The 17842-nt window shown below is 63.5% G+C and carries 11 protein-coding genes; 8 read left to right on the forward strand and 3 right to left on the reverse strand.

Going from position 1 to position 17842, the window contains the following annotated elements:
* Positions 1–215: 215 nt before the first annotated feature.
* Together aceF and aceE are read right to left on the reverse strand one after the other, a co-directional pair.
* On the reverse strand, positions 216–1856 hold the full coding sequence (gene aceF / locus HU725_RS01685) for a dihydrolipoyllysine-residue acetyltransferase (protein ID WP_060477410.1): 1641 nt from the start codon (positions 1854–1856) through the stop codon (positions 216–218).
* A gap of 13 nt (positions 1857–1869) precedes the next feature.
* The gene (gene aceE, locus HU725_RS01690) at positions 1870–4515 is read right to left on the reverse strand and encodes a pyruvate dehydrogenase (acetyl-transferring), homodimeric type (protein WP_060477411.1); all 2646 of its coding nucleotides are present in this window, start codon (positions 4513–4515) and stop codon (positions 1870–1872) included.
* A gap of 383 nt (positions 4516–4898) precedes the next feature.
* Here aceE and glnE point away from each other — a divergent pair, with 383 nt between their 5' ends.
* The 8 genes from glnE (at position 4899) to HU725_RS01730 (ending at position 15013) form a co-directional block, all read left to right on the forward strand.
* Positions 4899–7832: a bifunctional [glutamate--ammonia ligase]-adenylyl-L-tyrosine phosphorylase/[glutamate--ammonia-ligase] adenylyltransferase gene (glnE, locus tag HU725_RS01695; RefSeq protein ID WP_186478597.1), complete on the forward strand. Its 2934-nt coding sequence runs from the start codon at positions 4899–4901 to the stop codon at positions 7830–7832.
* Positions 7833–8052: 220 nt separating this feature from the next.
* Positions 8053–9102, forward strand: a complete 1050-nt coding sequence (waaF, locus tag HU725_RS01700) for a lipopolysaccharide heptosyltransferase II (RefSeq protein ID WP_060477413.1) — start codon at positions 8053–8055, stop codon at positions 9100–9102.
* Positions 9103–10161, forward strand: coding sequence for a lipopolysaccharide heptosyltransferase I (waaC, locus tag HU725_RS01705; protein WP_186478598.1), 1059 nt, complete (start codon positions 9103–9105; stop codon positions 10159–10161). It begins immediately after the preceding gene.
* Positions 10161–11285, forward strand: a complete 1125-nt coding sequence (locus HU725_RS01710) for a glycosyltransferase family 4 protein (protein WP_186478599.1) — start codon at positions 10161–10163, stop codon at positions 11283–11285. Before waaC ends, HU725_RS01710 begins: the two co-directional genes overlap by 1 nt.
* Positions 11282–12088 (forward strand): lipopolysaccharide core heptose(I) kinase RfaP, encoded by an 807-nt coding sequence (rfaP, locus tag HU725_RS01715; RefSeq protein WP_060477416.1) that lies wholly within the window; start codon positions 11282–11284, stop codon positions 12086–12088. The genes HU725_RS01710 and rfaP overlap by 4 nt, the downstream gene beginning before the upstream one ends.
* Positions 12088–12822 carry a lipopolysaccharide kinase InaA family protein gene (locus HU725_RS01720; RefSeq protein ID WP_060477417.1) on the forward strand — a complete coding sequence of 245 codons (735 nt, stop codon included), beginning with the start codon at positions 12088–12090 and terminating at the stop codon, positions 12820–12822. Before rfaP ends, HU725_RS01720 begins: the two co-directional genes overlap by 1 nt.
* Positions 12819–13571: a lipopolysaccharide kinase InaA family protein gene (locus HU725_RS01725; protein ID WP_186478600.1), complete on the forward strand. Its 753-nt coding sequence runs from the start codon at positions 12819–12821 to the stop codon at positions 13569–13571. The genes HU725_RS01720 and HU725_RS01725 overlap by 4 nt, the downstream gene beginning before the upstream one ends.
* The gene (locus HU725_RS01730; protein ID WP_186478601.1) at positions 13571–15013 is read left to right on the forward strand and encodes a lipopolysaccharide kinase InaA family protein; all 1443 of its coding nucleotides are present in this window, start codon (positions 13571–13573) and stop codon (positions 15011–15013) included. The genes HU725_RS01725 and HU725_RS01730 overlap by 1 nt, the downstream gene beginning before the upstream one ends.
* On the opposite strand, the gene HU725_RS01735 is transcribed toward HU725_RS01730, so the two are convergent.
* Complete coding sequence (locus HU725_RS01735; RefSeq protein ID WP_186478602.1) at positions 14974–17778, reverse strand: dermonecrotic toxin domain-containing protein; 2805 nt, start codon at positions 17776–17778, stop codon at positions 14974–14976. The genes HU725_RS01730 and HU725_RS01735 overlap by 40 nt on opposite strands.
* Positions 17779–17842 lie beyond the last annotated feature (64 nt).

A 17842-nucleotide genomic window follows, 5' to 3' on the forward strand; every position in this document is an offset into this window, starting at 1 on the left:
CAAGGCGTCCGCGCGCAAATCCCACAGGATCAATTGGCCGGAAACAAACGTAGGAGCGAGCGCAGCTCGCGATGCGCCGCGCGGGCGGCGCTGGATCTCACACGCCCACCCCCTAACGGCGGACAAAAAAAGCCCCGCCAATTGGCGGGGTTGAGGTACGAGCGTGGCAGCTCGAAAAAGGTGCTGCCCCTCGCCGGGAGGGGCAGTGTGCCGCATTACAGCAGCATGGTGCGGATATCGCCCAGCACGTCACCAAGACGCTTGGTGAAGCGTGCGGCGGCCGCGCCGTTGATCACACGGTGATCGTAGGACAGCGACAGTGGCAGCATCAGCTTCGGCTGGAAGGCTTTGCCATCCCAGACGGGCTGCATGGTCGCCTTGGAGACGCCCAGGATCGCCACTTCCGGCGCGTTGACGATCGGCGTGAAGCCGGTGCCGCCAATGTGGCCGAGGCTGGAGATGGTGAAGCAGGCGCCTTGCATGTCGTCAGCCGACAGCTTCTTGGTGCGTGCTTTCTCGGCCAGTGCAGCGGCTTCGGCAGCCAGTTGCAGCAGGCTCTTCTGGTCGACGTTCTTGATCACAGGGACCAGCAGGCCGTCCGGGGTGTCCACGGCAAAGCCGATGTGCACGTACTTCTTGCGGATGATGGCCTTGCCGCTTGGTGCCAGCGAGCTGTTGAAGTCTGGCAGTTCCTTGAGCAGGAATGCGCAGGCCTTGAGCAGCAGCGGCAGCACGGTCAGCTTCACGCCAGCCTTCTCGGCCACGGCCTTCTGCGCAACGCGGAAAGCTTCCAGCTCGGTGATGTCGGCCGAGTCGAACTGGGTCACGTGCGGCACGTTCAGCCAGCTGCGGTGCAGGTTGGTGGCGCCGACCTGCATCAGGCGGGTCAGGGCGACTTCTTCCACTTCACCGAACTTGCTGAAGTCCACTGCCGGGATCGGCGGGATGCCAGCGCCGCCGGTGGCACCGGCGGCCGGTGCTTCCTTGGCCTTCTGCATCATCGCCTTGACGTAGACCTGCACGTCTTCCTTGAGGATGCGGCCATGCGGGCCGGTGGCCGCAACGGCGCCCAGATCGACACCAAATTCACGGGCCAGTTGGCGAACCGCCGGGCCTGCGTGGACCTTGGCGTTGCTGCCGGCTGCCGGCGCAGTGGCAGCCGGAGCAGGGGCGGCAGCGGGTGCCGGGGCAGCGGCTGGCGCGGCGGCAGGCGCCGCCTCTGCCTTGGCTGGCTCGGCAGCGGCCGGGGCCGGTGCAGCAGCCGGGGCGGCGCCCGCGACCTTGAGCTTGAAGATCAGGTCGCCAGTGCCGACTTCGTCTTCGAGCTTGCACAGCACTTCTTCGACCACGCCAGCGGCTGGCGATGGGATTTCCATGGAGGCCTTGTCGGACTCCAGGGTTATCAGCGACTGGTCAGCTTCGACGGTGTCGCCGACCTTGACCAGCACTTCGATGATCTTGGCCTTGCCCGACGAGCCGATGTCCGGCACGTGGATGTCTTGCACGCTGGCAGCAGCCGGGGCTGCGGCCGGAGCAGGGGCAGCTTCGGCAGCCGGAGCCGGTGCTGGTGCTTCAGCAGGCGCGGCGGCGGCGGCCGGAGCCTCAGGCGCCGCAGCAGCGGCGCCCTCAGCTTCCAAAACCAGCAGTTCGTCGCCTTCTTTCAGGCGATCACCCAGCTTGACCTTGAGCTCTTTGATCACACCGGCCTTGGGCGCAGGGATCTCCATGGAGGCCTTGTCGGACTCCAGGGTCAGCAGGCTCTGGTCAGCCTCGATACGGTCACCGACCTTGACGAACAGCTCGATGATTTCACCTTCACCGCTGCCGATGTCAGGTACGCGAATGAGTTCGCTCACTTAAAAATACTCCTCAGCAGTCCAGTGGGTTGCGCTTGTCCGGGTCGATGCCGAACTTGACGATGGCGTCAGCCACAACCTTGGGTTCGATCTCACCACGGTCAGCCAGGGCTTCCAGGGCAGCCAGCACCACGAAGTGGCGGTCGACTTCGAAGAAGTGACGCAGCTTCTTGCGGCTGTCGCTGCGACCGTAACCGTCGGTACCCAGGACTTTGAACTCTTTGCTCGGTACCCACTGGCGAATCTGCTCGGCGAACAGCTTCATGTAGTCGGTGGAGGCGATGACCGGCCCTTTACGACCGTTCAGGCACTGCTCGACGTAGGTCTGCTGTGGCTTCTGGCCAGGCTTGAGGCGGTTGGCGCGTTCCACGGCCAGGCCGTCGCGACGCAGTTCGTTGAAGCTGGTGACGCTCCACACGTCGGCACCGACGTTGAACTCTTCACGCAGGATCTTCGCCGCTTCGCGGACTTCGCGCAGGATGGTGCCCGAGCCCATCAGCTGTACGTGGTGCGCAGCTTCGCGGGTATCTTCCTCGAGCAGGTACATGCCCTTGATGATGCCTTCCTCGACACCGGCCGGCATGGCTGGCTGCTGGTAGGATTCGTTCATCACGGTGATGTAGTAGAAGATGTCCTGTTGCTCTTCGGTCATCTTCTTCATGCCGTCCTGAATGATCACCGCCAGCTCGTAGCCGTAGGTCGGATCGTAGGTGCGGCAGTTCGGGATGGTACCGGCCATCATGTGGCTGTGACCGTCTTCGTGCTGCAGGCCTTCACCGTTGAGGGTGGTACGGCCGGCGGTACCGCCGATCAGGAAGCCACGGGTGCGGCTGTCGCCAGCGGCCCAGGCCAGGTCGCCAATGCGCTGGAAGCCGAACATCGAGTAGAAGATGTAGAACGGCAGCATCGGCTGGTTGTGGCAGCTGTACGAGGTACCGGCAGCGATGAACGACGACATGGCGCCGGCTTCGTTGATGCCTTCCTCGAGAATCTGGCCCTTCTTGTCTTCGCGGTAGAACATCACCTGGTCTTTATCGACTGGCTCATAGAGCTGGCCGACCGACGAGTAGATACCCAGCTGGCGGAACATGCCTTCCATACCGAAGGTACGGGCTTCGTCCGGGATGATCGGCACGATGCGCTGGCCGATGTCCTTGTCCTTGACCAGCTGCGCCAGAATACGCACGAAGGCCATGGTGGTGGAGATTTCGCGGTCGCCCGAGCCGTCCAGGATCGCTTTGAGCGTTTCCAGTGGCGGGGTCGGTACGCTGAAGCTCTTGGCCCGGCGCTGTGGCACGAAACCGCCCAGGGCAGCGCGGCGTTCGGCCAGGTACTTGGCTTCGGCCGAACCTTCTTCGGGTTTGAAGAATGGCAGGTTTTCCAGCTCGGCATCCTTGACCGGGATGTCGAAGCGGTCACGGAAGTGGCGCAGGCTGTCGACGTCGACCTTCTTGGTGTTGTGCGCGGTGTTCTTGGCTTCGCCGGCACCGGTACCGTAACCCTTGATGGTCTTGGCCAGGATGACGGTAGGCTGGTCTTTGTGGTTCACAGCCTGGTGGTAAGCCGCGTAGACCTTGTACGGGTCGTGGCCGCCACGGTTGAGCTTCCAGATCTCGTCGTCGGACAGGTCTTCGACCATGGCCTTGAGCTCTGGGGTGTTGAAGAAGTGCTCACGCACATAGGCGCCGTCTTTGGCTTTGTAGTTCTGGTACTCGCCGTCGATGACTTCGTCCATGCGGCGCTGCAGGGCACCGTTGGTGTCCTTGGCGAACAGTGGGTCCCAGAAGCGGCCCCAGACTACCTTGTTGACGTTCCAGCCACCGCCACGGAACACGCCTTCGAGTTCCTGGATGATCTTGCCGTTGCCGCGAACCGGGCCGTCGAGGCGCTGCAGGTTGCAGTTGATGACGAAGATCAGGTTGTCCAGCTTCTCGCGGCCGGCCAGGGCGATCGCGCCCAGGGATTCGGGCTCGTCGCACTCGCCGTCGCCCATGAAGCACCAGACCTTCTGCTTGCCGGCAGGGATGAAGCCGCGCGCTTCCAGGTACTTCATGAAACGCGCCTGGTAGATGGCCTGGATCGGGCCCAGCCCCATCGAAACGGTCGGGAACTGCCAGAAGTCAGGCATCAGCCATGGGTGCGGGTACGAGGACAGGCCTTTACCGTCCACTTCCTGGCGGAAGTTGTTCATCTGCTCTTCGCTGATGCGGCCTTCCATGAAGGCACGGGCGTAAACGCCTGGCGAAGCATGGCCTTGATAGAAGATCAGGTCGCCGCCGTGCTCTTCGGTCGGAGCCTGGAAGAAGTAGTTGAAGCCGATGTCATACAGGGTGGCACTGGAGGCGAAGCTGGAGATGTGGCCGCCCAGGTCCGAGTCCTTCAGGTTGGTGCGCATCACCATGGCCAGCGCGTTCCAACGCACCATCGAGCGAATGCGGCGTTCCATGAACAGGTCGCCAGGCATGCGTGCTTCGTGGGTGACAGGGATGGTGTTGCGGTATGGCGTGGTGATCGCGTACGGCAGCTGAGAGCCACTGCGGGTGGCCAGCTCGCCCATGCGGGTCATCAGGTAATGAGCGCGGTCTTCGCCTTCTTTGTCGAGGACCGACTCCAGGGCATCCAGCCATTCCTGGGTTTCGATTGGATCGAGGTCTTGCATGGCTTGCTCCAGGGCGGAAAGGCCACCAGAATCGGGGGCCTGAGTTTGCGACTGGCCTTATGGGCAGACGTCGTGAATTCTTGGATTACCGGGGTGTCTCCCGGCGCCGTGTAGTTTTACTACATTTGCTCGGGCATTTCATGCTTTTGCAGCTTATGGGTAGTAGTAAAACTACACAAATGCGACGTTTGGTCGCACCTCGGCTTGTGAGGAAAATCGTTCATGTTGGTTGGCGGTGTGCAGCGAACAGGTGGATCGTGATGTTTCTTGCCAATGATTCGTTTTTTTCAGCTATTTCCAACTTTTGTACGACAGTCCAACCGTGGTCCGGCAACCTCGCGGCCGCTTTTTCCCCTTCATTTCACGCCGATCAAGGATAGACCATGCGCCTGCCTTTGCCGCCCGCACTGCCTGTTTCACTGCAACCGTTGGTCGTACGCAATCAGCAGTTTTTGAGCGATGCGGTGGCGGGCCACGCTGAACTCGACCTGCAATCGTGGTCTGCGCTGCACCGCCAGCAGTTCGACCAAGTGGCCGCCGCCAGTGACTTCGTGCTGGGCCTGGCACAACGCGAGCCGACGATGCTGTTCGCCCTGCTCGCCAGCGGTGAGCTGGATCGCCGGTACGCGCCCGGCGAGCTGCGTGGGCACGTTAGCGCTGCGGCCCAGGCCGCGCAAAGCGAAGAGGAACTGGCGCGTAACCTGCGCCGCGAGCGCAACCGCCAGCAACTGCGCATCATCTGGCGTGACATCACCCGCCAGGCCGAGCTGGGCGAAACCTGCCGCGACCTGTCCGACCTTGCCGACGCCGCCATCGACGAAGCCTACCAATGGCTGTACCCGCGCCACTGCCAGCAGTTCGGCACCCCCATCGGCAACCGCAGCGGTCAGGCACAGCATATGGTGGTGCTGGGCATGGGCAAGTTGGGGGCGGTGGAATTGAACCTGTCGTCGGACATCGACCTGATCTTCGCCTTCCCAGAGGGCGGCGAGACACAAGGGGTCAAGCGTTCGCTGGACAACCAGGAATTTTTCACCCGCCTTGGCCAACGCCTGATCAAAGCCCTGGACCCGGTCACCGTCGACGGTTTCGTGTTCCGGGTCGACATGCGCCTGCGCCCCTACGGCTCGGCCGGCGCGCTGGTGCTGAGCTTCAATGCGCTGGAGCAGTATTACCAGGACCAGGGCCGCGACTGGGAGCGTTACGCGATGATCAAGGCGCGGGTAGTGGCCGGTGACCAGGCTGCTGGCGCCCAGTTGCAAGAGATGCTGCGCCCGTTCGTGTACCGGCGCTACCTCGACTTCTCGGCCATCGAAGCGCTGCGCACCATGAAGCAGCTGATTCAGCAGGAGGTTCGGCGCAAGGGCATGGCCGACAACATCAAGCTGGGCGCTGGCGGCATCCGCGAAGTCGAGTTCATCGCCCAGGCCTTCCAGCTGATCCACGGTGGTCGCGACCTGAGCCTGCAGCAGCGGCCGCTGCTCAAGGTGCTGGCGACACTGGAAGGCCAGGGTTACCTGCCGCCTGCGGTGGTGGCAGAGCTGCGCGAAGGCTATGAGTTTCTGCGCTACACCGAGCACGCCATCCAGGCCATTGCCGACCGGCAGACGCAGATGCTGCCGGAGGATGAGCTGGACCGGGAGCGTGTCGCTTACATGCTCGGCTTTACCGATTGGCAAAGTTTTCATGCACAACTGATGCATTGGCGAACCCGCGTGGATTGGCACTTCCGCCAGGTCATCGCCGACCCGGACGAGGATGAAGGCGAAGGCGAGCTGGTGGTGGGTGGCGAATGGTCGCCGCTGTGGGAGCAGGCCCAGGATGAAGAGGCGGCTGGCCGACAGTTGCAAGAGGCCGGCTTCGAACAGCCGGCCGAGGCCCTGCGCCGCCTGGCCGCTCTGCGTGCCAGCCCGCAATTGCGCTCGATGCAGCGCATCGGCCGTGAGCGGTTGGATGCCTTCATCCCCCGTCTGCTGGCCCAGGCGGTCGAGCACGACAACCCCGACCTAGTGCTCGAACGCGTGTTACCACTGGTCGAGGCCGTGGCGCGGCGCTCGGCCTATCTGGTTCTGCTTACCGAAAACCCCGGCGCCTTGCGCCGCTTGCTGACCCTGTGCGCGGCCAGCCCGTGGATCGCCGAACAGATCGCCCGCTATCCATTGCTGCTCGATGAGCTGCTCAACGAGGGCCGCCTGTTCAGCCCACCGTTGGCGCCGGAGCTGGCTGCCGAGTTGCGCGAGCGGCTGACACGCATCCCCGAGGATGACCTGGAACAGCAGATGGAAGCGTTGCGTCATTTCAAGCTGGCCCACAGCCTGCGGGTGGCGGCATCGGAAATCAGCGGCAACCTACCTTTGATGAAAGTCAGCGATTACCTGACTTGGCTGGCCGAAGCGATTCTCGACCAGGTGCTCGCCCTGGCTTGGCGCCAGACCGTGGCCCGCCACGGCCAGCCCAAGCGCAGCGATGGCAGTTTGTGCGACCCAGGCTTCGTCATCATCGGCTACGGCAAGGTTGGCGGGCTGGAGCTGGGCCATGGTTCGGACCTGGACCTGGTGTTCATCCACGATGGTGACCCGCAAGCAGAGACCGATGGCGCCAAGCCCATCGACAGCGCGCAATTCTTCACCCGCCTGGGCCAGCGCATCATCCACCTGCTGACCACCCAGACCAACTCTGGCCAGCTGTACGAGGTCGACATGCGTCTGCGCCCGTCCGGCGCCGCGGGGCTGCTGGTCAGTTCGCTGGGGGCGTTCGAGCGCTATCAGCAGAACGAGGCCTGGACCTGGGAGCATCAGGCGCTGGTGCGCGCCCGTGTGCTGGTGGGCTGCGAGCAAGTGGCCAAGGGCTTCGAGGCCGTGCGCGCCAAGGTTCTGGGCCAGCCCCGCGACCTTGCCAAGTTGCGCGGCGAAGTGAGTGAGATGCGCGCCAAGATGCGTGACAACCTCGGCACCAAAGCCACCGCAGCAGGCACCGCTGCCAATGCCTTCGATGCCGGCATGGCGTTCGACATCAAGCAGGATGCCGGCGGTATCGTCGATATCGAATTTATGGTGCAATACGCCGCTTTGGCCTGGTCACACGAGCACCCGGCCATACTTCGATGGACCGATAACATCCGCATTCTGGAGGAGCTGGAGCAGGCAGGTTTGATGCCGGCCAGTGACGCGGTACTGTTGCGTGAGGTGTACAAGGCGTTCCGCTCGGCGTCGCACCGCCAGGCCCTGCAGAAGCAGGCCGGGGTGATCGATGCGGCGCAGTTTGCCGATGAGCGGCGCCAGGTGCGGCGGATCTGGGGTGAATTGGGTTTGACCTGAGCACACCGCAGCGCTTGTGGGGGCGGGTTTACCTGCGAAGAAGGCACCGCGGTGCCTGGCACGGGCTTGGCCCGTGTTGGCGGGGCAACCCGCTCCCACGGGCTGCGATCAGCCAGGGATCTGCCCGAGTGGTACACTGTCCGCCACATAGCCTGAATATAAAGAGGGGAGGCCAGGCTTTACGCAGCCTGTAGCCTCCCCGAGCGTTTCTGGACTAAGCATGAGAATACTGATCATTGGCCCCAGCTGGGTCGGCGACATGGTAATGGCGCAAACCCTGTTCCAGTGCCTGAAACAGCAGCATCCGGACTGCGTGATCGACGTGCTGGCACCCGAGTGGAGTCGGCCGATCCTCGAGCGCATGCCCGAGGTGCGCCAGGCCTTGAGCTTCCCGCTCGGCCACGGCGCGCTAGAGTTGGCAACCCGCCGGCGCATCGGCAAGTCCCTGGCTGGCCAGTACGACCAGGCCATCCTGCTGCCCAACTCCATGAAGTCGGCATTGGTACCGTTCTTTGCCGGCATTGCCAAACGCACGGGCTGGCGCGGTGAAATGCGTTTCGGCCTGCTCAACGACGTGCGCAAGCTGGACAAGGCCCGCTATCCGCTGATGATCGAGCGCTTCATGGCATTGGCCTACGCGCCGGGTGCCGAGTTGCCGCAGCCGTATCCACGGCCACGCCTGCAGATCCAGGCGCAAAGCCGCGAGGCGGCACTGGCCAAGTTCGGCCTGGCGCTGGATCGCCCGTTGCTGGCGCTATGCCCTGGCGCCGAGTTCGGCGAGGCCAAGCGTTGGCCCGCCGAGCACTACGCCACTGTGGCCGAGGCAATGATCCGCCAAGGCTGGCAAGTGTGGCTGTTCGGCTCGAAGAACGACCACCCAGTGGGGGAGCAGATCCGCGAGCGGCTCATTCCAGGGCTGCGTGAGGAGTCGTATAACCTGGCCGGGGAAACCTCGTTGGCCGAGGCCATCGACCTGATGTCCTGCGCCGATGCCGTGGTGTCCAACGACTCGGGCCTGATGCACGTGGCTGCCGCGCTGAACCGCCCGTTGGTCGCGGTATATGGCTCTACCTCACCAGGCTTTACGCCGCCTTTGGCCGAGCAAGTGGAAGTGGTACGCACCGGCATCGAGTGCAGCCCTTGCTTCGACCGCACCTGCCGCTTCGGCCATTACAACTGCCTGCGCCTGCTGGAGCCTGGCAGGGTGATTGCCGCATTGCACAGCCTGGGTGGGCCGAACCTGATCGATGCCGTGGCAGAGGTCGACTAAGTGCGGGTACTGATCATCAAGACCTCGTCGCTGGGTGATGTGATCCACACCTTGCCGGCATTGACCGACGCCGCCCACGCCATCCCTGGCATCCGGTTCGACTGGGTGGTGGAAGAGGGCTTTGCCGAGATCCCCAGCTGGCACCCAGCGGTGGATCAGGTGATTCCCGTGGCCATCCGCCGTTGGCGCAAGAACCTCTGGCAGACGATCAAGAGCGGCGAGTGGAAGGCCTTCAAACAGCCCCTGCGCGCACGCAAGTACGACTTGGTGATCGATGCCCAAGGCCTGGTCAAGTCGGCGTGGTTGACCCGCTATGTCAAGGCGCCAGTTGCCGGGCTTGACCGCTATTCAGCCCGCGAAGGCTGGGCCAGCCGCTTCTATGACCGGCCGTTGTCGGTTGCCGTCGGCCAGCATGCGGTGGAGCGGGTGCGGCAGTTGTTCGCCATGGCATTGGCCTACGACCTGCCAGAGGGCATCGGCAACTATGGCCTTGACCTGGATCGCCTGCAGTTGCCTGCGGCTGCGCCCTACGTGGTGTTTCTGCACGGCACCACATGGGCGACCAAGCACTGGCCCGAGGCCTACTGGCGCGAACTGGCTGAACGCCTAGGCAGGCGCAAGCTGCAGGTGCGCCTGCCGTGGGGCAACCCGGCGGAGAAAGCCCGGGCCGAGCGCATCGCCCAAGGCTTGAACAATTGCCAGGTGCTCCCCAAGTTGAACCTTGCCGGGGTCGCCCGCGTGCTGGCGGCGGCTAAAGCGTGTGTGGCGGTGGATACCGGCCTCGGTCACCTGGCCGCCGCACTGGATGTTCCGACCATTTCCCTGTTCGGCCCAACCAACCCGGGCCTTACCGGCGCCTATGGCCGCGTGCAGGTTCACCAGGCCAGCGATTTCCCTTGCGCGCCGTGCCTGCAAAAGAAATGCACCTATAAACCGAGCGCCGAAGATCTGCGCCGGTTCGATCTGAAACGCGAGTGGCCGCTGTGCTTCACTCGCTTGAATCCCGAGCATGTCGCGAGCCGCCTGAGCGCGCTGCTGCTGGCTGAGGATGTTCGTTGATGCAACTGGCTTTCGTGCTTTACAAGTATTTCCCCTTCGGCGGGCTGCAGCGCGATTTCATGCGCATTGCCCTGGAGTGCCAGAAGCGGGGCCACCAGATCCGTGTCTACACGCTGATCTGGGAGGGTGACATTCCGCCGGGCTTTGAAGTGCTGGTGGCGCCGGTCAAGGCGCTCTTCAACCATCGGCGTAACGAGAAACTCACCGCCTGGATGCAAGCGGACCTGGCCATACGCCCGGTCGACCGCCTGATCGGCTTCAACAAGATGCCGGGGCTGGATGTGTACTACGCCGCCGATGGCTGCTTCGAAGACAAGGCGCAAACCCTGCGCGGTGGGCTGTACCGCCGCTGGGGGCGCTACCGGCATTTCGCCGAGTATGAGCGCGCCGTGTTCGCCAAGGATGCACACACTCAAGTGCTGATGATTTCCGAGGTGCAGCAGCCGCTGTTCATCAAGCACTACGCCACCCCGGTGGAGCGCTTCCATCTGCTGCCGCCTGGCATCTCCCAGGATCGCCGCGCGCCGGCCAACGCCGCCGAGATCCGCGCTGAATTTCGCAAGGAGTTCAACCTTGGCGATGACGACTTGCTGATGGTGCAGATCGGTTCAGGCTTCAAGACCAAGGGCGTCGACCGCAGCCTCAAGGCTCTGGCCGCGCTGCCCTCGGCACTGCGCAAACGGACCAGGCTGATGGTCATCGGCCAGGACGACCCTAAGGTGTTCCAGCTGCAAAGCGCCACGTTGGGCCTGGGCGAGCAGGTGCAGTTCCTCAAGGGCCGCAGTGACATTCCGCGCTTTTTGCTGGGCGCCGACCTGCTGATTCACCCAGCCTACAACGAGAACACCGGTACGGTGCTGCTCGAAGCGCTGGTGGCCGGCTTGCCGGTACTGGTTTCCAAGGTGTGCGGCTACGCCCACTACATTGCCGAAGCCGACAGTGGCCTGGTGCTTGATGAACCGTTCGAACAGCAACAGCTCAATGACTACCTCAAGCGCATGCTCGACGATGGGCAGGCCCGCGCCAACTGGTCGCGCAATGGCTTGGCCTTTGCCGACAGCGCCGACCTCTACAGCATGCCGCAGCATGCTGCCGATGTGATTCTGGGGCAGGAGAGCGCATGAAGCTGATACTGGCCGAACCCTTCAAGCAGTTGTGGGCTGGGCGTGACCCTTTCGAAGCCGTGGAGGCACTGCAAGGCGAGGTTTACCGCGAGCTGGAAGGGCGCCGCACGTTGCGTACCGAAGTGGCCGGCGAAGGGTTCTTCGTCAAGATCCACCGCGGCATCGGCTGGGGCGAGATCTTCAAGAACCTGTTCAGCGCCAAGCTACCGGTGCTCGGTGCGGGCCAGGAATGGCGGGCCATCGAGCGCCTGCACGAGGCAGGCGTGCCGACCATGACTGCCGTGGCTTACGGGGAGCGAGGCAGCAACCCGGCCAGCCAGCATTCGTTCATCATCACCCAGGAGCTGGCGCCGACCATCAGCCTGGAAGACTTCAGCATCGATTGGGTCAAACAACCGCCTGCACCGCGGCTCAAGCGTGCCTTGATCGCTGAGGTGGCGAAGATGACCGGCGGCATGCATCGCGCCGGGGTCAACCACCGTGACTGCTATATCTGCCACTTCCTGCTGCACACTGATCGGCCGGTGACGCCAGAAGACTTCAAACTGTCGGTGATCGACCTGCACCGCGCGCAGACCCGAGCGAAAATCAGCCGCCGCTGGCGCGACAAGGACTTGGCAGCGCTTTACTTCTCGGCGCTGGATATCGGCCTTACGCGGCGCGACAAGCTGCGCTTTCTGCGCGGTTACTTCCAGCGCCCGCTGCGCCAGGTGCTGGCCGAAGAAGCCGCGCTGCTCGGCTGGCTCGAAGCCAAAGCGCAGAAACTCTACGATCGTAAGCAACGCTATGGGGATGCACTCTGATGTCGGGTTGGACACTGGCGCCGGGCTACGAACATCTGGCGTCGGACTTCGGCAGCCTCGATGCGGTGTTCGCTCTGAAGGGCGAGCACCTGACGCGCGACCCGCTGAGCGAGGTCATCCGTGTCGAGCGTGACGGGGTCAACTATTACGTCAAGCGTTACACTGGCGCGGGCAAGCACATGCGCCGCTATCTGGGCCGGCCACGTATCAAGGCGGAATGGCAGAACCTCAAGCAGTTCGCCAAGTGGGAGATTCCCACGGCCGAGGTGGTGGCCTGGGGCCTGGAGCGCAAGGGCCTGGCATTCGGCCGTGGGGCCATGATCACCCGTGAACTGCCGCGTACCGAAGACCTGTCGGCGTTGGCCGAGCGCAACGACCCACGCCTGGCCGACCGCGTCTGGGTAGACAAGCTCAGCCGCCAGCTGGCGCGTCACACCCGGGTGATGCATGAGCACCGCTTCGCCCACAACGACTTGAAATGGCGCAACCTGCTGGTCGACGATCTGGGTACGCTGTTCTTCATCGACTGCCCGACCGGCGACTTCTGGCGGGGCTTCATGTGGCGTCATCGCATGATCAAAGACCTGGCCTGCCTGGACAAGGTAGCCAAGTATCACCTGACGGCCACTCAGCGCCTGCGTTTCTATCTGCAATACCGCGGGCGCCGACGCCTGACTGCGCGCGACAAGCGCCGCATTCGTCAGGTGCTGAGCTTTTTCGAGGGAAGGGAATGACCGATTACCTGGCCAGCGCGGACCTTGCGTTGCTCAAACGCCATGGCTTGAATGACTTCGAGGCGTTGTGGGCCCTGCAGCTGGAAGCCGTGGACGAACCCAATACCGGCCGCGGTGGCTGGAGCAGCGTCTATCGCCTGGAGCTCGAAGGCAAAGGCTATTACCTCAAGCGCCAGAGCAATTACCTGACCCGTACTTTGCATCGACCGTTCGGCGAACCGACATTCGCCCGCGAATTTCGCAACATCAGCCGCTACCAGAAGCTGCACATTCCTGCCTTGCAGGCGGTGTACTACGGCGAGCGTAAGCACAATGGCGAGCACCGGGCGATCTTGATGACCCGTGCGCTGGACGAGTGGCGTGACCTCGAAAGCCTGCTGGGCCAGTGGTCGCAGCTCGATGAAGTGGCTCAGGCCGGCATTCTCAAGGCCTGTGGCCAACTTGCGCGCACCCTGCATGGTGCCGGCCAGGTTCATGGTTGCTTCTATCCCAAGCACATCTTCCTGCGCCAGCGCCGCGAGGGTTGGGAAGCGCAGTTGATCGATCTAGAAAAGACCCGGCCGTTGCTGTTCGGCATGCGTGATCGCCTGCGTGATCTGGAACCACTGCTGCGCCGGGCTACGGTCTGGGGGGCAGCCGAGGTGCGCCAGTTGCTCGCCGCCTACCTGCAACAACCTGCCGAAAGCCCTTTGGTTGGCACCTGGCTGCAACGCCTGACGCTACGCCGTCGTGAAAAAGAGGCTCGCTGATGCGTTTGTCTGAACTCAAAGCGGCTGGGCGCAGCCCGTCGCTGCCCCTGAACATTACCCTGGCCGATGCCGCCGGCACGGCTGACCTGCAATTACTGAGCCTGCTGCGCGTGCTGCCTGGGCAGCGTTACGTGGGCGCAGGCGTGTGGCGCGGCATTCCGGTGCTGGCCAAGCTGCTGGTTGGTGGCAACGCTGCGCGGCATTTTCAGCGCGAACTCGATGGCGTGAAACTGTTGGCCAAACAGGGCTTGACCACGCCGCGTCTGCTGGCCGATGGCCTTACCGAGGGTGAGGGTGGCTGGTTGCTGTTCGAATTCCTGGACGGCGCTGAAAGCCTGGCCGATGCCTGGGCCGCGGTGCAGCACTTGCCAGTGCTGGCTGACGAGCAGCAGGCGGTGCTGGGCGAAGCCCTTGGCGCTGTGGCACAGATGCATGCCAAAGGCCTGTGGCAGGAAGACCTGCACCTGGATAACCTGCTGCGCCACGGCGGCAAGCTTTATTTGATCGACGGCGCCGGGATCAAGGCCGAAACGCCAGGCCAGCAGCTTTCACGCCCTCGCGTTCTGGAAAACCTCGGGGTGTTTTTCGCGCAGTTACCCAAGCGTCTGGAGCCGTTCCTCGAGGAGCTGCTGGTGCATTACCTGCTAGCCAACGCCGAGCATGCCCTGCCGCTGGAAGCGTTGCAGAAGCAGGTGGACAAGGTGCGCAGCTGGCGGCAGAAGGACTACCTAGAGAAAGCCGGTCGCGAGTGCAGCTTGTTCAGTGTGCAACGCAGCCTTTCGGGCCTGCAGGCGATCCGCCGCGAAGAAGTGGATGCCATGCTGCCGGTATTGGCGCAGGCCGATGAGCTCATCGACCAGGGCCATTTGTACAAAACCGGTGGTGCAGCCAGCGTCGCCCGTATCGAGATCAACGGCCGCAAGCTGGTGCTTAAGCGCTACAACATCAAGAACACCGCCCATTGGTTCAAGCGTTTCTGGCGCCCGAGCCGGGCCTGGCACTCGTGGATCGAAGGCAATCGCCTGGCATTTCTCGACATCGCCACGCCCCGCCCGTTGGCGGTACTGGAGCAACGTGTGCTGGGCCTGCGCAGCCGTGCCTATCTGGTTACCGAGTACGTCGACGGGCCCGACCTGACGGCATGCTTTGCGCCCTATGTGGATAACGGCGATGCGCCCGATGATCAGGTCGATGCTCTGGTTCGGCTGATGCACCAGCTGATTCGTGAACGCATCAGCCATGGTGATTTCAAGGGGCACAACCTGTTCTGGGACAAGGGCCAATGGTCGTTGATCGACCTGGACGCCATGTGCCAACACGCCACCCAGCTCAGCTTCGCCTCGGCCTTTGCCCGTGACCGAGCAAGGCTATTGCGCAACTGGCCCAGTGGCAGTGCCTTGCATCAGCGGCTTGAGCGGCTGCTGCCCAAACTGGCCGAGTAAGCCTCGGGCAGGGCAAGCCAGTCACTGCTGCGCCCGGCTTGGCGCACCCGAATGCGCCACTGCCTGTCCTGCCAGCGCAGCACGGCCCAAGGGGTGACCCCGGCGTTTTCGGCGCCCGGTATAGGCAGGTGATACAGGTTGGGCAGCAGGTGGCGGCGTAGCGGCAGCTGACCGGCGGTGGTCTGCAGATACAGCTGCTCTTGGGTGCTGAATAAACCGTTGGCCTCCCCGGTAGCGACACCGTTCAAGGGCTGCTGCAGGCGGCAATCGCCCAGCAGCCGCGTCAGGTCCGGCAGGCCGTCGTACCACAGCAGCGGTGAGTCGATCACCCACTCACCATTAGCCAGGCGCTTGACGGGCTGTGTCAGGTAGGCGTCCGGCCTGGCAGGGTCGATCGCGCCCCAGCGCCGGCCGTCGAAAGTAACTCTGTAATAACGCCCTTGAGCATCCTGTATGAAATATTCGGACAACCCTTCGATGGCCGACTCTTTCTCGTACACCTGTTCGCCGTACAAACCCTCGATGTGGTAGCGAAGATTGGTCGTTGCAGGGGTTACGCTGAAACGCAGCGGTAGTGGCAACGGCGGCTGCTTGGGCATGCCGCGCAATACCCGACGCATCAACCCGGTGCTGGCCAGGCTAGTACCGGCATCGTTGAGGTGGCTAAGGGCGTTGTAGGCTTGGCTGAGTACGGCGTTCAAGTCATCCTCGTGGTAGGCCTGTACGCCATTCCAGATTTCCAGCGCCATGCGCCCCAGTGCCAGCGGAATCATGACCCTGGATGGCAGGAACATGCTGATCAGGTCAAGCATGGTCCAGCCCAATTTCAGCGCTTGCTCGATATCAACTTCGCCGGTGCTGTGGCTGTGGGCATCGGCGGTGGCCAGTGCAGCACGTACCTCGGCCATGTAGCAGGCATGGAACAGGTCGTCTTCGATGGCAGGAGTGCTCAACGCTTTGCCGAGTCGCCCTTTGACCAGCAGTGTTTGGACCTGTGCGGCGGGCAGTAGCGGCAGGCGTTGGGCCATATAGTCACGCAGCCGCGGCTTGCTTCGTAGCATCCGCAGCAGGGCGCGTGGGCTGGCGAATGACCGCCAGGCGCGGCGGTCGGGTGCGCTCGGGGTATAAAGCACGAAGCTTGAGTCGTTGGCCGATTCGCTGGCAAGCAGCAACAAGCCCTGGGCGGTATGGCCTTCGATCAGCACCTGCCGGGCCACCACCTTGTGCCCATCCACCTTGGGCCGCAGCGCATTGTGCGGCTGCGCCAGCACCTGTTGCACCCAGCGGTAATGGCGTTCCGACCAGTCGCTGCTCAGGTGCCCGGCGTAGCGTGCTTTGGCTACCTCGGCGCGCATGCGTGCGCGGTTGACCTTGCTGTGAGCCAGCAGGCGCCAGCGCCCCAGCGGTGTATCGAGCAACTGCGTACGTAGGTAGCTGGCGTAACCGTCCCCCACGTTCAGCTGCCGAACCAACGCTTTGATATAGCCCGGATTGAGTTCGGCCGGCAGAGGCGTGCTCCCGGTCGTGGTCACCCGTGCAGTGAGCCAATAGTCGAAGTCGAACCATGCCACGTTGCGTACCGCCAGTTCATCCAGGGTGTAACTTGTGCGGTAGGCCTCGATCAACTCCCCTCCCACCCGTTCGAAACCTCGCCAGGTCACATGGGCGGAGGGCTGTAAGGGGTTCAGCCAAGGCCCGGTCTGGCGGGTATGCGTGACATGCACGTAAATGCTCGAAGGCTGCGCGAGCAGGCCCAGGTCGTTGCGCAGACGCTCCTGCACCCGCTGGCTGGCCCAGTGCCGCAAGGTATCGTGGTGCTGAAACTGCCTGAGGGTCAGGATGCCGGGCGCGGCGACTTGCTCACCGATGGCCACCAATTCCTGCATACCTTGCATGATGTGCGCGAGCGCCTGAGGGGTTGCTGAGCTGAGCCAGTTGGGCAGGTTCTTTTCCAGCAGCGCCGCGTAGCGGGTATCGAGCAGAGCCTTGCTCCCGGCCTGCGTTTGCAGTGCCAAAGCCTCGCTCAGCGTCTGCGCAGCTTGTTGCGGGCTGGCATCCTGCAGCGCCGGCCAGGCCTGGTTCAGGCGCAGACGCTGGCTGGCGAGCAATTGTTCGACCTGTGCCTGCAGCGGGTCGTCGGCGTACCACTCATAGCGCAAGCGATCGGCTTGGCGGGCGTTTTCGATCTGGCTTGGCTCGACCAGCAGTTGCAGCAATGGGCCGCCCTGAAGCGGGTCATCCAGGCGCTCGCACAACTCCTGGTGCAGGGCCTGCAGCGATGGATAGCTCTCCAGGCCTTGGGCCAGGCCCCAGAGCAACACCGGGCCGGTTGCCTGCTGGGCTTGAAGGTCTTGCCCTTCGGGCTGACCGGTGGCGATCACGAACAGGCCGGGTAACGCGGCCCGCCATGCTGGGCGGGAGCGGGCGAGTACCGGCCGATAGGCTTGCGCACGCCCCGCCAAGGGTTGGTGGTGGCGCTGCCACGCGAAAGGCAGGTCAAGGAACACACTAAGGGTGGTGGCCAGTTCTACGCTCAAGGTCTGATCGGCCACGCGCAGGTCCGCTTCGGCGTGCATCATCGCCCGGCGTATGTCGGCCAGGCGCGTGCTGCGTGAACGGCCCTGGCCGTCGGTGGCCGCCCAGAAGGCGGCCAATTCGCCATGCAGCTGCTGGCGCGAGGGCAGTGGCACGCTGGCCACGGGCATCGTCGCCAGTAGCGCCAGCACCTGGCTATGAAGAAATTCGATACGTTGCAGGGGTAGCATGGTCCGCTCCGGGTGTCTGGAAGCGGGCATGCTGCCCTGGGCCTGCGCAGGCCATGGGGTAATC

Origin of the sequence: Pseudomonas promysalinigenes, from assembly GCF_014269025.2 — a bacterium.
Classification (GTDB): domain Bacteria; phylum Pseudomonadota; class Gammaproteobacteria; order Pseudomonadales; family Pseudomonadaceae; genus Aquipseudomonas; species Aquipseudomonas promysalinigenes.

Coding starts and splice junctions, on each gene's coding strand:
- HU725_RS01725 (WP_186478600.1), top strand. CDS start 12,819: ATGACCGATTACCTGGCCAGCGCGGACCTTGCGTTGCTCAAACGCCAT.
- HU725_RS01735 (WP_186478602.1), bottom strand. CDS start 17,778: ATGCTACCCCTGCAACGTATCGAATTTCTTCATAGCCAGGTGCTGGCG.
- HU725_RS01710 (WP_186478599.1), top strand. CDS start 10,161: ATGCAACTGGCTTTCGTGCTTTACAAGTATTTCCCCTTCGGCGGGCTG.
- HU725_RS01720 (WP_060477417.1), top strand. CDS start 12,088: ATGTCGGGTTGGACACTGGCGCCGGGCTACGAACATCTGGCGTCGGAC.
- waaF (WP_060477413.1), top strand. CDS start 8,053: ATGAGAATACTGATCATTGGCCCCAGCTGGGTCGGCGACATGGTAATG.
- glnE (WP_186478597.1), top strand. CDS start 4,899: ATGCGCCTGCCTTTGCCGCCCGCACTGCCTGTTTCACTGCAACCGTTG.
- aceE (WP_060477411.1), bottom strand. CDS start 4,515: ATGCAAGACCTCGATCCAATCGAAACCCAGGAATGGCTGGATGCCCTG.
- rfaP (WP_060477416.1), top strand. CDS start 11,282: ATGAAGCTGATACTGGCCGAACCCTTCAAGCAGTTGTGGGCTGGGCGT.
- HU725_RS01730 (WP_186478601.1), top strand. CDS start 13,571: ATGCGTTTGTCTGAACTCAAAGCGGCTGGGCGCAGCCCGTCGCTGCCC.